Source organism: uncultured Sulfuricurvum sp., from assembly GCF_937936435.1.
Lineage (GTDB): Bacteria > Campylobacterota > Campylobacteria > Campylobacterales > Sulfurimonadaceae > Sulfuricurvum.
Genome location: NZ_CALDDG010000039.1, coordinates 1 through 11,002, shown reverse-complemented (window position 1 = coordinate 11,002; position 11,002 = coordinate 1). Strand labels below are relative to the sequence as shown.

At 43.7% G+C, this 11,002-nt stretch carries 22 protein-coding genes; 3 read left to right on the top strand and 19 right to left on the bottom strand.

Annotated elements, in window-relative coordinates; all coding sequences use genetic code 11:
• Nucleotides 1–4: 4 nt before the first annotated feature.
• Nucleotides 5–1,246 (bottom strand): hypothetical protein, encoded by a 1,242-nt coding sequence (locus tag Q0389_RS05100; protein WP_298692276.1) that lies wholly within the window; start codon nucleotides 1,244–1,246, stop codon nucleotides 5–7.
• Between the two features lie 176 nt (nucleotides 1,247–1,422).
• Between Q0389_RS05100 and Q0389_RS05095 the strand changes: the two genes are divergently transcribed.
• The 3 genes from Q0389_RS05095 to Q0389_RS05085 are packed head-to-tail and all read left to right on the top strand — an operon-like array spanning nucleotide 1,423 to nucleotide 2,819.
• A complete protein-coding gene (locus tag Q0389_RS05095) occupies nucleotides 1,423–2,262 on the top strand; it encodes a S1-like domain-containing RNA-binding protein (protein WP_298692274.1) in 840 nt (279 codons plus the stop codon).
• On the top strand, nucleotides 2,252–2,470 hold the full coding sequence (locus Q0389_RS05090; RefSeq protein WP_298692272.1) for a hypothetical protein: 219 nt from the start codon (nucleotides 2,252–2,254) through the stop codon (nucleotides 2,468–2,470). The genes Q0389_RS05095 and Q0389_RS05090 overlap by 11 nt, the downstream gene beginning before the upstream one ends.
• Before the next feature lie 31 nt (nucleotides 2,471–2,501).
• The gene (locus Q0389_RS05085) at nucleotides 2,502–2,819 is read left to right on the top strand and encodes a pyrimidine/purine nucleoside phosphorylase (RefSeq protein ID WP_298692270.1); all 318 of its coding nucleotides are present in this window, start codon (nucleotides 2,502–2,504) and stop codon (nucleotides 2,817–2,819) included.
• A gap of 8 nt (nucleotides 2,820–2,827) precedes the next feature.
• Here the strand turns inward: Q0389_RS05085 and Q0389_RS05080 are convergent, their stop codons facing one another.
• From Q0389_RS05080 to rpsC, 18 genes are all read right to left on the bottom strand, one after another.
• Nucleotides 2,828–3,364 (bottom strand): hypothetical protein, encoded by a 537-nt coding sequence (locus tag Q0389_RS05080; protein ID WP_298692268.1) that lies wholly within the window; start codon nucleotides 3,362–3,364, stop codon nucleotides 2,828–2,830.
• 20 nt (nucleotides 3,365–3,384) lie between these two features.
• Nucleotides 3,385–4,014, bottom strand: coding sequence for a tetratricopeptide repeat protein (locus Q0389_RS05075; protein WP_298692267.1), 630 nt, complete (start codon nucleotides 4,012–4,014; stop codon nucleotides 3,385–3,387).
• A gap of 53 nt (nucleotides 4,015–4,067) precedes the next feature.
• Nucleotides 4,068–4,286, bottom strand: coding sequence for a translation initiation factor IF-1 (gene infA, locus Q0389_RS05070; RefSeq protein WP_013459075.1), 219 nt, complete (start codon nucleotides 4,284–4,286; stop codon nucleotides 4,068–4,070).
• A 10-nt stretch (nucleotides 4,287–4,296) separates the two neighbouring features.
• Entirely contained in the window at nucleotides 4,297–5,055 is a 759-nt protein-coding gene (gene map / locus Q0389_RS05065; protein ID WP_298692265.1) for a type I methionyl aminopeptidase, read from the bottom strand.
• Between the two features lie 3 nt (nucleotides 5,056–5,058).
• On the bottom strand, nucleotides 5,059–6,321 hold the full coding sequence (gene secY / locus Q0389_RS05060) for a preprotein translocase subunit SecY (protein WP_298692263.1): 1,263 nt from the start codon (nucleotides 6,319–6,321) through the stop codon (nucleotides 5,059–5,061).
• Nucleotides 6,321–6,719: a 50S ribosomal protein L15 gene (rplO, locus tag Q0389_RS05055; RefSeq protein WP_298692258.1), complete on the bottom strand. Its 399-nt coding sequence runs from the start codon at nucleotides 6,717–6,719 to the stop codon at nucleotides 6,321–6,323. Before rplO ends, secY begins: the two co-directional genes overlap by 1 nt.
• A gap of 3 nt (nucleotides 6,720–6,722) precedes the next feature.
• Entirely contained in the window at nucleotides 6,723–7,166 is a 444-nt protein-coding gene (rpsE, locus tag Q0389_RS05050; RefSeq protein ID WP_037949659.1) for a 30S ribosomal protein S5, read from the bottom strand.
• A 10-nt stretch (nucleotides 7,167–7,176) separates the two neighbouring features.
• Nucleotides 7,177–7,533: a 50S ribosomal protein L18 gene (rplR, locus tag Q0389_RS05045; protein ID WP_298692256.1), complete on the bottom strand. Its 357-nt coding sequence runs from the start codon at nucleotides 7,531–7,533 to the stop codon at nucleotides 7,177–7,179.
• Nucleotides 7,534–7,544: 11 nt separating this feature from the next.
• Complete coding sequence (rplF, locus tag Q0389_RS05040) at nucleotides 7,545–8,081, bottom strand: 50S ribosomal protein L6 (RefSeq protein ID WP_298692254.1); 537 nt, start codon at nucleotides 8,079–8,081, stop codon at nucleotides 7,545–7,547.
• A 9-nt stretch (nucleotides 8,082–8,090) separates the two neighbouring features.
• Nucleotides 8,091–8,486, bottom strand: coding sequence for a 30S ribosomal protein S8 (gene rpsH / locus Q0389_RS05035; protein WP_298692252.1), 396 nt, complete (start codon nucleotides 8,484–8,486; stop codon nucleotides 8,091–8,093).
• A 41-nt stretch (nucleotides 8,487–8,527) separates the two neighbouring features.
• Nucleotides 8,528–8,713, bottom strand: a complete 186-nt coding sequence (locus tag Q0389_RS05030; protein ID WP_037949667.1) for a type Z 30S ribosomal protein S14 — start codon at nucleotides 8,711–8,713, stop codon at nucleotides 8,528–8,530.
• Complete coding sequence (gene rplE, locus Q0389_RS05025; protein WP_298692250.1) at nucleotides 8,713–9,258, bottom strand: 50S ribosomal protein L5; 546 nt, start codon at nucleotides 9,256–9,258, stop codon at nucleotides 8,713–8,715. Before rplE ends, Q0389_RS05030 begins: the two co-directional genes overlap by 1 nt.
• A 2-nt stretch (nucleotides 9,259–9,260) precedes the next feature.
• Nucleotides 9,261–9,491, bottom strand: coding sequence for a 50S ribosomal protein L24 (gene rplX, locus Q0389_RS05020; RefSeq protein WP_298692319.1), 231 nt, complete (start codon nucleotides 9,489–9,491; stop codon nucleotides 9,261–9,263).
• Nucleotides 9,491–9,859 carry a 50S ribosomal protein L14 gene (gene rplN / locus Q0389_RS05015; protein ID WP_298692248.1) on the bottom strand — a complete coding sequence of 123 codons (369 nt, stop codon included), beginning with the start codon at nucleotides 9,857–9,859 and terminating at the stop codon, nucleotides 9,491–9,493. The genes rplX and rplN overlap by 1 nt, the downstream gene beginning before the upstream one ends.
• Nucleotides 9,856–10,107, bottom strand: a complete 252-nt coding sequence (gene rpsQ / locus Q0389_RS05010; RefSeq protein WP_298692246.1) for a 30S ribosomal protein S17 — start codon at nucleotides 10,105–10,107, stop codon at nucleotides 9,856–9,858. The genes rplN and rpsQ overlap by 4 nt, the downstream gene beginning before the upstream one ends.
• Before the next feature lie 10 nt (nucleotides 10,108–10,117).
• Complete coding sequence (gene rpmC / locus Q0389_RS05005) at nucleotides 10,118–10,303, bottom strand: 50S ribosomal protein L29 (protein ID WP_294915663.1); 186 nt, start codon at nucleotides 10,301–10,303, stop codon at nucleotides 10,118–10,120.
• Nucleotides 10,290–10,715 (bottom strand): 50S ribosomal protein L16, encoded by a 426-nt coding sequence (rplP, locus tag Q0389_RS05000; RefSeq protein WP_298692245.1) that lies wholly within the window; start codon nucleotides 10,713–10,715, stop codon nucleotides 10,290–10,292. The genes rpmC and rplP overlap by 14 nt, the downstream gene beginning before the upstream one ends.
• A 2-nt stretch (nucleotides 10,716–10,717) precedes the next feature.
• On the bottom strand, nucleotides 10,718–11,002 hold a 285-nt coding region (gene rpsC / locus Q0389_RS04995), incomplete at its 5' end, for a 30S ribosomal protein S3 (protein ID WP_298692243.1).

Sequence of the window (11,002 nt, the reverse complement as noted above, 5' to 3'; positions counted from 1 at the left end):
TTAATTAGTTGTCATAAATTTTATATTGGCTAAAAACTTCCAAGGCTCTTTGGGCAATCGGAAGAGCCTCTTTAACCGGTGTTATAACCGTATCGTTAAAACTATTTTGTTGTTTATACTTTTCATCAAGTTCATTGTATTTACCCTTTACGAGATCTTGATTTTTGAGTATAAAGTCAAAAAATTTGGTTTGTTCTTGCAGGGAAGCAACCATGGCTGTGTTACTTTTAGACAACGTAAATGTTGATATCTTTCTATCGAATCCATACTCTCTTAGATCAAGAACTGTTCCGTCATATTTGATGGAGTTATCTTCTTTTTGAAGTTGAAGAATTCCATCTCTTTCCATGATTTTTTTAGCTTCTTCGGTTCTTCTATCCACCTCATCATAATACTTATGGAAAAAGGCTCTTGAGCGGTCAAACATCTTTTGACCCAATTCAGTGTTGTCAATGTAAGTATCTCGTACTTGCGAAGCCTTTGCGCGTGTAACATCCAAGCTCTCACCGGCTTCCAAACCCTCATACACTGCAGCATTGTAAGCCCTCGCTCTTTGCGGAGAGTTTGAGAGGTCAAAGTATTTATCCATTGTGTTATTCGGATGTGCTGCCATTACCGAACGTATAAATGCCTCCCTCTCTTCATCTCGTGGTAAACCGCCGTTGTAATAATTCGGACCTTCCGTTTTCAGAGATTCTGCTATCTTTTCGTCTTGCAGAGCTTTTGCTTTCGCCTCAGCCTCTGGAGTTGGGCTTTCAATTGGTACAGCATATTTTTTAAGAACCTCTTCTAGTGTAAGATAATCCGGATATCTCTCTCTTATCAGTTTTGTTTGTAAATCCTCTATCTCTTGAGAAAATTTTTCAGGCATAGGGGTGTAGATATCTTTGTATTTCTCTTCCATTTGTGCCATTTTATCCGGTACTTGTGTTTCTTCGGCATTTTGCGTTTGCGAACTTTCTTGTATAGCCGTAGCAAGTGGGGTCTCTTCCATTTCGCTCACAGTCTGTGCCGCTTGTTGCTTTATTTCCAATTCTTGCTGTGTTGTTAATTGCTCATTGGTTTCATTTTGAACCTCTGTAGTTGCTTTTACTGGTTCTTCATTATTTTGCGTTTTTACAGACTCATTGCTTGATGAGTCTTGCTCAGTAGCTACTGTACTTTCATACGTCGACGTAGCTTTAGTCGCTGCGGTTTTGTTGCCTGCGTAAACTTGTGCTGAATTTGCTGAGGAAGTCACGATCATAATTACCCCTTTACATTAATCGAATCGTAGATTTTATAGTTTTTGAAAATATCGAGGGCGAATTTGATTTCCAGTAAATATTTATTAACGTTTTCAAGCAAAAAACATTCCATTTAATTATGAACTAATACTCCAGACTCTATCTCCACACAGCCATTCTCAGCTATAATTGCATCATGAATGAAACACTACGCATCGGGGAGATCAATATCCTCGTTATCGACCGCTCTACGGTGCCGGGGCTTTTCTTACGCGCACTGGATGAGAGCGATATCTTACTACCGAACCAATACGTCACCGATGCAATGCATGTCGGCGATACGATCGATGTATTTGTCTATACCGACAGTGAAGACCGACCTGTCGCGACAACTGCTACCCCCAAAGCTATGCTCGGTGAAATCGCCTTTGTGGAAGTCGTCGATACGAACAGTATCGGTGCATTCGTGGACTGGGGATTGCCGAAAGATCTTTTTGTCCCCAAAGCCCTTCAAAAACGCCCCTTCGCCGTCGGGGAAAAGCGCCTCGTCCGTGTCGTCCTCGATGAGCAGACAAACCGCCTCGTCGGAACGGAAAAAATAAGCGGTGCATTAGAGACTCCTCCGAAGAATTTTTATCCTAACACGCCCGTAGAATTTATGATTATTGCCAAAACCCCTATGGGATACAAAGTAATTGTCGATCATAAATACGAGGGGATGATATACGCCAATGAGATTTTTGAAGATGTCCGTGTCGGACAGATCAAAAACGGATTTGTCAAACTTTTACGTCCCGACGGCAAACTCGATCTCTCTTTGCAGATGGTCGGAAAAGCGAAAGCTTCCGGTGCCGCGGATAAAATTCTCTCTATGATCCAAGCAAATGGAGGAATGCTCCCGTATAACTACAAAAGTGATCCCGAGTTAATTCAAAAAACGTTCGGCCTCAGCAAGAAAAATTTCAAAGCGGCCTTGACCCAACTTGTCGATGCTAAAAAAATAACGGTACAGGAGAATGGAATCTATGGGATATAGACCGCATAAACGTAATGCTATCATCCAACTTGCTCCTCGTAAAATCAGCTATGAAGAGGGGGGGCGAACCATCACCCTTATTTCGATGAAACGAGAATCAATGGATTTGGAAGTAGAGATCAAAGAGGGGGGTGAGACCAAAATCATCTCCGATTTTCCCTTTGCCCATCTCCCTAAAAAGATCAAGAAAGAGATCAATCCGCTATAATTGCGCCACTATTTCTAAAGGATACGTAATCATGTCACAATTCACCAATGTTACCATCGACAAAAAAGCCAATGTCTATTTTGACGGAAAAGTTACCAGCCGTACGGTTCATTTTGCCGACGGAAGCATCAAAACTCTTGGGATCATGGCTCCGGGAGAATACACGTTCGGTACGGGCGATAAAGAGATTATGGAGATCATGAGCGGCGAAATGGATATCCAGCTTCCGGCTTCAGAGGCATGGATCACGATTGTCGGCCCTGAAAGCTTCGAAGTTCCGGCCAACAGTTCGTTTAATCTAAAAGTCAAAACCATCAGCGACTACTGCTGCAGCTACATCAAAGAATAAAATTTCTTTCAGCGTCGAATTTCGACGCTCTCTTCTTTAATCCACCCCTCTTTTACAAACGGCTGCCATCCTCTTTGGGTTCCGATTCCGCTTACTTTGTAGTAGTTCTTATATTTTGCGTTACTGGTTAAAATCGTTCCATCCTTGTAAGGTTCGCAATGTGTATCCTCTTTCGGCTTCTCGCATACTAATGCCCCGGCTTTCTTCACCAATAATGTCGTTGCTTTGATCCGTTCCGGAACGACCGTCACGTTATTATCTTCTTCCACATCGGCAACGTCGTTTTTATCAATCCATCCTTCTTCATCATACGCATGCCATATACCGTTTCGATCCGCCATTTCACTTATTTTATAATAGGTACCGTTGACTTCTTGACTTTTGATAAAAAGGCCTTCCATGTAACTTCGACATTCGCTTAATCGCGACGGTTTGTTGCAAACAAGTGCCGTATGCGTCAAGCAAAGCTTTTTTTGCGCAATAACATTTCCCTGCGAATAAGCCAACCCCGCGCCCATGATGCCGACCAACCACATTTTATTCATACTTTGTATCCGTATCTTTTTTACTTAGGAGAAACAACCCTTACCGATGCTTCGTCGATCCAACCCTCTTTTGCAAACGGCTGCCATCCCGTCGCTGTTCCGATTCCGCTTATTTTATAATATTTTCCCCGTTTACTTCTGGAAGTCAACGTCGTGTTGATCGGATACACGGAACACTCTCCGCCCTCAATGCAAACCGTTGCTCCCTCTTTCGTACTTAACCGGACCGGAGAAATAGGTGTCAAACCTTCCGTAAATGCTATAGCTGTTTTTTTAGGACGCTCATCATGCTTTCCGTCTATAATTTCAAGCAAAAGTTTTCGGGCTTCTTTATCTCCTTGCTTTGCCGCGAGCGATAGCCACATCATCGCCAGCCCTTTGTCTTCGCTTACACCCCTGCCTGTCGTATACATGATCGCTATATTATACTGGGCATCTATATAGCCTTGTTTGGCCGCTTTTTCATACCACTGTGCCGCCATAGTCTGGTTTTCTTCGACACCGATGCCGCGTTCGTAAATCACACCGGTCTGAAATTGAGCCACTTTGTCACCGCGAAGTGCCGCCGTATACGTTTCCCAAAACGACTGCGGTTCTGAAGCTGTTAGAATTGTAAGCAGGGAGAGAAGAGCGATTAAATATTTTTTCATAATGTCTAAACCCTTATCAAAAAATATTTAGGTATAACCCCTCAAAAAAGGGATTACTTATAACGGTATGTGATTCTGCCCTTATCAAGACTATAAGGGGTTAATTCGATTTTCACCGTATCTCCAGGGAGAATTTTGATATAGTGCATACGCATTTTACCGGCGATATGGCACAAAATCACATGCCCGTTAGGCAACTCAACACGAAACGTTGCATTCGGTAGCGCTTCAATGATCTTTCCGTCTACTTCAATGACATCATCTTTTGCCATATGTTTTCCTTTACGCGATTGATAATATTTCAGCTCTACCGTTGATAATTGCAACCGTATGCTCATAATGAGAGCCTCTCAGCCCGTCCGTACTTACAACATCCCAGCCGTTAGCCAGAATTTTGGAAGTTCCCTCTGTATGACAAATCATCGGCTCGATGCAAAAGACCATACCGTTTTTGATTTTCGGTCCCGCTTTGGCGTTCCCTCCATCCAAATAGTTCGGTATTTCCGGTTCTTCGTGCGGCCGCTTGCCGATTCCATGTCCGCAGAATCCTCTCAGCGGGACAAATCCTCGCCCTTTAATAAACTCTTCTATCGCTAATGAGAGTTCTTTAAATCGCATATCCGCACGTATCGTCTCTACAGCAAAATAGAGAGAATCTTTAGCGCAGGCTATCAATGCCTGATCATCATTGCTGATTTCACCGACCCCGACAGTTATCGCCGCATCACCGAAATACCCCTCTTTTTTCGTGCCGATGTCATATCCTACGATATCCCCTTCCTGCAAAGCATAGTCGGTCGGAATACCATGGATAATCACTTCGTTGAGAGAAATGCAAACAGCGTTCGGGAAACCGTAGAGGCCTTTGAAAGAGGGAATGGCACCCTGACTTCGGATATACTCTTCCGCCATAGCGTCCAATTCTTTCAAGGTAACTCCGGGCTTAGTGTGTTGAGCCAAAAGTTCCAAAGTGGCGCCGACGATTTGATTCGCGGCACGCAATTTGGCTATTTCATCGTTTTTTCGTAGCGCAATCGCCATTTTTTAAAGGCCTACCGCACTAAGAGTCTGATATTTCGACATATAGACTTGCGCTTCGATACGACGCATCGTGTCAAGAGCGACTTGTACTACGATCAAAACTGCCGTTCCGCCGAAGAAGAACGGTACTCCCATTGCTTTTACGACAACCCACGGCAATGTTGCGACAAGGCCTAAATAAATAGCCCCTGTCAATGTCAGACGGCTTGCCGTTTCGTTCAGGAACTCTTTAGTTGATTCGCCCGGACGTACGCCCGGGATAAATCCGCCCTGACGCTTAAGATTTTCGGAGATATCTTTAGCGTTGAAAACGATTGAAGCATAGAAAAACGCAAAAAAGACGACAAACAGGAATGTCAAAAAGTTAAAGAAATAGTGATGCGGATTCAATACGTCCGCCACTGCCTGAACATATGGGTTCGTACTGCTGGAAAGTACCGTCATCGGAAACATCAAAATCGCCGATGCGAAAATAACCGGAATTACACCCGACAGATTCACTTTAACCGGAATATAGTTCATAACCCGTTTGTTTTGATTTTGAAGCATTGTCTTTTTGGCATAGGTTACCGGAATACGGCGCTCACCCAATTCAACATAGATAATGACCAAAATCGTCACGATAATCAAAATAATGATCGCCAGTAATGAGAGGAAACTCATTGCACCGGTATTGACCATTGTAATTGATTGAGAAATCGCATTCGGAATCGCCGAAACGATACCTGCAAAAATAATCAACGACACACCGTTACCGATTCCGCTTTGGGTAATCTGCTCACCGATCCACATAAGAAGCATCGTTCCTGCCAACATAGAGACGACAGCCAATGTTACGAATGTAGAATGATCAACTAGGATCGCGCTTCCGCCGTCTTTTCCTGTCATGCTTTGCAGACCGATACTGACACCGATTGCTTGTACTACCGTAATAGCAATGGTTGCATACCGAATAATCTGCATATACTTGACCATACCGTCACGCTCTTTTTTCATTTGCGCTAAGTTAGGGAAGGTTGCAGCCAAAAGTTCCATGATAATTGATGCGGTGATATAAGGCATAATACCCAGAGAGATGATGGAGAGACGTTGTACGGCATTACCGCTGAACATATTAAACAGACCTAGTGCATCCGCTTGGTGGGAGTCAAAAAATGATGCAATAACAGCCGTGTCAACACCCGGTACCGGCACGTATGCCAGTAGACGGTAGATGAAGAGAAAACCGATCGTAATTAAGATCTTGTTTACAAGTTGTTGGTTCATTAGTTACCAGTTGTTGTAACGTTTTCGTCTTTGATTTTAGATGCTAAGTCTTTAGCGCTAGCGCCTACAAGTTTTACACTTGTAACCGATTTTTTCATGCGGTGTACACCACGGATCGTTTCCATCGTGATTTCAGCAAGCTCAGCTACTTCTTTCACTTTTTCAACATTGATCACATACGGTTTTACAACGCCGGAAGTAAATCCGATTTTCGGCAAACGGCGAGCAAGCGGTTGTTGTCCACCTTCGAAGTTACGTTTTTCATTGTAACCTTTACGCGCTTTTTGACCTTTGTGCCCTTTACCGGCAGTTTTACCTTGTCCGCTTCCTTGGCCGCGTCCAAGACGTTTTTTGCTGTGGGTTGATCCCTCAGCAGGTGTAAGATTTTCGAGTGCCATACCTTATCCTTTGATACGTGATAGTGCATCGATTGTTGCACGTACCACAGTGTTTGGATTGTTAGAACCCAAAGACTTCGTAAGGATGTCTTGGATACCTGCAAGCTCAAGAACCGGACGAGTAGCACCACCGGCGATAACCCCGGTACCTTCCGATGCCGGTTTCAGCAAAATGCGGCTTGCATTGTATTTGACTTCGATGTCGTGAGCGATGGTAGTACCTTTGATCTTCACTTCTGTCAAGTTTTTGAATGCTTCGTCAACCGCTTTACGGATAGCGTCAGGTACTTCTTTCGCTTTACCGACACCGTAGCCTACAGTCCCTTTTTTGTTCCCTACAACTACAAGAGCAGTAAAACGGAAACGACGTCCACCTTTTACAACTTTTGTTACACGACCGATGTTTACAATCGATTCTTCAAATTCTTCTCTATTAATCGGATTCATCGATCAGCCCTTAAAACTTGATTTCATTTGCACGAAGTGCTTCGGCAAACGCTTTTACGACACCGTGATACAAGAAACCGTTACGATCGAACGTAACTTCACTGATACCGGCATCTTTGAGGGTTTTTGCAAACGCGGCCGCTGTTTTTTCAGCATCCTCTTTGTTCGCTTTAAGACCCAAAGTTTTTGAGTGTACCGCTGCAAGAGTTACCCCTGCTTCATCATTGATGGCTTGCGCGCTGATGTAGCGGTTAGAACGGAATACAGAAATACGTGGCAAGACCGCGCATCCTGAGATTTTAGAGCGAATTCGGCGTTTACGTTGAATACGCTTAGCCGTTTTAATTTTAAGTGTTTTACCTGTCATATCATCGCCCCTTATTTCTTAGATGTCTTACCGGCTTTACGCAGGATAGTCTCATCAGCATATTTAACACCTTTACCTTTATACGGTTCTGGTGGACGGAATGAACGGATTTCAGCAGCAAGCTGACCCACTTGTTGTTTATCGGCACCTTTGATGCTGATAACGTTTTTCTCAACTGCCATAGTAATTCCTGCCGGAATATCATAGTTGATATCGTGGCTGAAACCGAGTTGAAGATTCAATACGTTTCCGTTAACCGCAGCACGGTAACCGACCCCGTTGATTTCCAGTTTTTTCTCAAAACCTGTTGTCAAACCGGTTACGATGTTTGCCGCAAGTGCACGGTAAGTACCCCAGAACGCGCGATCCGCTCTGTTGTCTGAGTTTGTGCTGAACGTCAAAGCGTTATCTTCGAATTTGACACCGCAGTTACCGCGAGTATCCAATACTTGTGTTGTTGAACCTTTCACGAAAGTGATTACAGTGCCATCAACCGTTACTTTTACATCGCTAGGGATAGAAATAGGAAGTTTTCCAATACGTGACATCTTATCTCCTTACCAAATCGTACAAAGGACTTCGCCGCCAACGCCAAGCTCGAACGCTTTATCGTTAGGAAGAACCCCTTTTGAACTGCTGACGATGATGGTACCGTAACCGTTTTTGAAACGTTTAAGTTCATCTTTGCCTTTGTAAATACGGCGTCCCGGTTTAGAGACACGTTTTACTTCGTTGATTACCGTACGACCTTTTTCATCGTATTTCAATACGACATTGATGCTTTTTTTAACGCCGTCTTCAACAACGTTATAGCTTTCAATGTACCCTTTGTCAGCCAAAATAGCGACAACCGCTTCTACTACTTTTGAGTGAACCAGTGTTGTCACATCCAATCTGCGCATAGCAGCATTACGGATACGAGTCAACGAATCCGCGATCAAATCATTAATCATTTTTTTTCCTTATCTTAGTCGTAAGTAGTATCGAGCCGGAATTACCAGCTTGACTTTCTAACGCCTGGGATCAACCCTTCGTTTGCCATTTTACGGAAGCAAACGCGACAAATTCCGAAATCGCTGATAACAGAGTGCGGACGTCCGCAGATCTGGCAGCGTGTATAAGCGCGAACGGCAAACTTCGGTTTGCGCGCCGCTTTAGCGATCATTGACTTCTTAGCCATTATTCTCTCCCTTTAGCGAACGGCATACCAAGCATTTCAAGAAGCTTGAATGCATCTTTGTCTTGCGTTGCAGTCGTTACGACAGTGATATTCATACCGTGAATCTGCATGATATCATCATAGTTTACTTCCGGGAAAATCAACTGCTCGGTGATACCGAAGTTATAGTTTCCGCGACCGTCAAAACCGTTACGCGGAATACCGCGGAAGTCTTTAACACGTGGAAGTGACAAACTGATCAATTTATCCATAAAATCGTACATTTGGGCACCGCGCAATGTTACTTTAACACCGACAGGCATCCCTTCACGTACTTTAAAACCTGCAACCGATTTTTTAGCTACAACGACAGATGCACGTTGTCCTGCAATATTGCTGATTGTATCTTGAATGCTTTGGATCAATTTGTTGTCTTTCATTGCGAAACCGCATCCGACAGAGATGATCACTTTTTCAAGTGCAGGAACTTGCATTACGTTTGCAATTCCAAGAGCTGATTGAAGCTCAGGTTTGAGCGCCAAGTATTTATCTTTTAGTCGTGCCATGATTACGCCTCTACTTTGCGGACATTCGATGCATCAACCGGCATCTCTTTGCTGATAAATCCGCCTTGTGGATTTTGCTCGCTAGGTTTGATCGCTTTTTTCGCAACGCGAACGCCTTTTACAAGCACTTTGTTTTTCTTAGGCATTACTTGAAGCACTTCTGCTTTCGTACCTTTATCATCACCGGCGATCACTTCTACCATGTCGCCTTTTTTGAAATTAAATTTTGCCATCATACAACCTCCGGAGCCAATGAAACGATTTTCATGAAACCTGCGTAACGAACTTCACGGCTTACAGGTCCGAAAATACGCGTACCGATCGGCTCACGTTTTTTATCAAGGATAACAGCTGCATTTTCATCGAAACGGATCAAAGAACCGTTTTCACGGTGAACCTCTTTTTTCGTACGAACGACAACCGCCGTAACTACTTGACCTTTTTTTACTTTACCGGTCGGAGCCGCTTTTTTAACAGAAGCGATGATAACATCACCTACTGTTGCATAACGGCGTTTTGAACCGCCAAGAACCTTGATACACATGAGCTCTTTTGCCCCTGTGTTGTCCGCTACCGCAAGACGAGTAAAACTTTGAATCATGCTTCTGCCCCTTTTACAAGAGTTTTAAGGCGGAACGATTTGCTTTTAGAGATCGGTCGGCATTCAATCGCGATTACTTCATCACCAACGTTCAATTGGTTGTTCTCATCGTGAATCATGTATTTTTTGAAACGTTTTACCGTTTTGTGGTAACGTGGATGCATAACACGGCGCTCAACAACGATAGTTGCTGTTTTTTCGCCGGCTTTTGTCACTACGATACCTTGAATTTCACGTTTATGTGTCATAGCTCTGCCCTTACTTCACTGCATTCATAGCAGTGTTGATGCGTGCAATGTCTTTTTTTGCCGCGCGAAGTTCGCTCGTATTAGTCAATTGCATCATTTTTTGCTTAATTTTCAAAGTGAAAAGCTCAATCTTTTTCTCTTTGAGCATCCCTTGAAGTTCAGCAGCTGTTTTGCCGTTCAAATCAGTATATTTCATTGCTCATCTCCGCAGTTACAATTTTAGTTTTGAACGGGAGTTTTTGCATCGCAAGCGCTAGTGCTTCACGCGCAAGAGTCTCTTCAACGCCACCCATTTCAAAAATGATACGACCCGGTTTGATGTTCATTACCCATTGATCAACAGAACCTTTACCTTTACCCATACGCACTTCAAGTGGTTTGGCAGTCAATGGTTTTGCCGGGAACACGCGGATCCAGATTTTACCTTGACGTTTGATATGACGGTTTGCCGCAATACGAGCCGCTTCGATTTGACGAGAGTTAATACGTCCCGCTTCCGTTGCTTTGAATCCGATTGAACCGAAATCAAGTTTGTTTGCGTTAGTTGCGTAACCTCGGTTACGCCCCTTCATTTGTTTACGATATTTTGTACGTTTAGGCATCAACATGATTAGTTAGCCTTTCGTCGTGGACGACGTTGTTGATCTTCGCCACGCTCTTCTTTAGATTCTTTTGCTTCTGGTTGGATACCTTTAGTGAGAACTTCACCTTTGAAAATCCAAACTTTGATACCGATTACACCGTAAGTGGTGTGCGCTTCTGCAAAACCGTAATCGATTTTTGCACGTAGCGTATGCAACGGTACGCGACCTTCAAGGTACCACTCAGTACGAGCGATCTCGGCACCGCCAAGACGCCCTGCTACTGAAACTTTGATCCCTTTAGCCCCTGCACG

What these genes read in the sequence shown, in the direction of transcription:
- rplX (WP_298692319.1), bottom strand. Translation starts at nt 9,491, where the DNA reads ATGGCAAAATTTAATTTCAAAAAAGGCGACATGGTAGAAGTGATCGCC.
- rplO (WP_298692258.1), bottom strand. Translation starts at nt 6,719, where the DNA reads ATGGCACTCGAAAATCTTACACCTGCTGAGGGATCAACCCACAGCAAA.
- Q0389_RS05085 (WP_298692270.1), top strand. Translation starts at nt 2,502, where the DNA reads ATGTCACAATTCACCAATGTTACCATCGACAAAAAAGCCAATGTCTAT.
- rpmC (WP_294915663.1), bottom strand. Translation starts at nt 10,303, where the DNA reads ATGAAATATACTGATTTGAACGGCAAAACAGCTGCTGAACTTCAAGGG.
- rpsE (WP_037949659.1), bottom strand. Translation starts at nt 7,166, where the DNA reads ATGAATCCGATTAATAGAGAAGAATTTGAAGAATCGATTGTAAACATC.
- rplF (WP_298692254.1), bottom strand. Translation starts at nt 8,081, where the DNA reads ATGTCACGTATTGGAAAACTTCCTATTTCTATCCCTAGCGATGTAAAA.
- map (WP_298692265.1), bottom strand. Translation starts at nt 5,055, where the DNA reads ATGGCGATTGCGCTACGAAAAAACGATGAAATAGCCAAATTGCGTGCC.
- Q0389_RS05080 (WP_298692268.1), bottom strand. Translation starts at nt 3,364, where the DNA reads ATGAATAAAATGTGGTTGGTCGGCATCATGGGCGCGGGGTTGGCTTAT.
- secY (WP_298692263.1), bottom strand. Translation starts at nt 6,321, where the DNA reads ATGAACCAACAACTTGTAAACAAGATCTTAATTACGATCGGTTTTCTC.
- Q0389_RS05075 (WP_298692267.1), bottom strand. Translation starts at nt 4,014, where the DNA reads ATGAAAAAATATTTAATCGCTCTTCTCTCCCTGCTTACAATTCTAACA.
- Q0389_RS05100 (WP_298692276.1), bottom strand. Translation starts at nt 1,246, where the DNA reads ATGATCGTGACTTCCTCAGCAAATTCAGCACAAGTTTACGCAGGCAAC.
- Q0389_RS05030 (WP_037949667.1), bottom strand. Translation starts at nt 8,713, where the DNA reads ATGGCTAAGAAGTCAATGATCGCTAAAGCGGCGCGCAAACCGAAGTTT.
- rplP (WP_298692245.1), bottom strand. Translation starts at nt 10,715, where the DNA reads ATGTTGATGCCTAAACGTACAAAATATCGTAAACAAATGAAGGGGCGT.
- rpsQ (WP_298692246.1), bottom strand. Translation starts at nt 10,107, where the DNA reads ATGACACATAAACGTGAAATTCAAGGTATCGTAGTGACAAAAGCCGGC.
- infA (WP_013459075.1), bottom strand. Translation starts at nt 4,286, where the DNA reads ATGGCAAAAGATGATGTCATTGAAGTAGACGGAAAGATCATTGAAGCG.
- rpsH (WP_298692252.1), bottom strand. Translation starts at nt 8,486, where the DNA reads ATGATTAATGATTTGATCGCGGATTCGTTGACTCGTATCCGTAATGCT.
- rplR (WP_298692256.1), bottom strand. Translation starts at nt 7,533, where the DNA reads ATGACAGGTAAAACACTTAAAATTAAAACGGCTAAGCGTATTCAACGT.
- Q0389_RS05090 (WP_298692272.1), top strand. Translation starts at nt 2,252, where the DNA reads ATGGGATATAGACCGCATAAACGTAATGCTATCATCCAACTTGCTCCT.
- Q0389_RS05095 (WP_298692274.1), top strand. Translation starts at nt 1,423, where the DNA reads ATGAATGAAACACTACGCATCGGGGAGATCAATATCCTCGTTATCGAC.
- rplN (WP_298692248.1), bottom strand. Translation starts at nt 9,859, where the DNA reads ATGATTCAAAGTTTTACTCGTCTTGCGGTAGCGGACAACACAGGGGCA.
- rplE (WP_298692250.1), bottom strand. Translation starts at nt 9,258, where the DNA reads ATGGCACGACTAAAAGATAAATACTTGGCGCTCAAACCTGAGCTTCAA.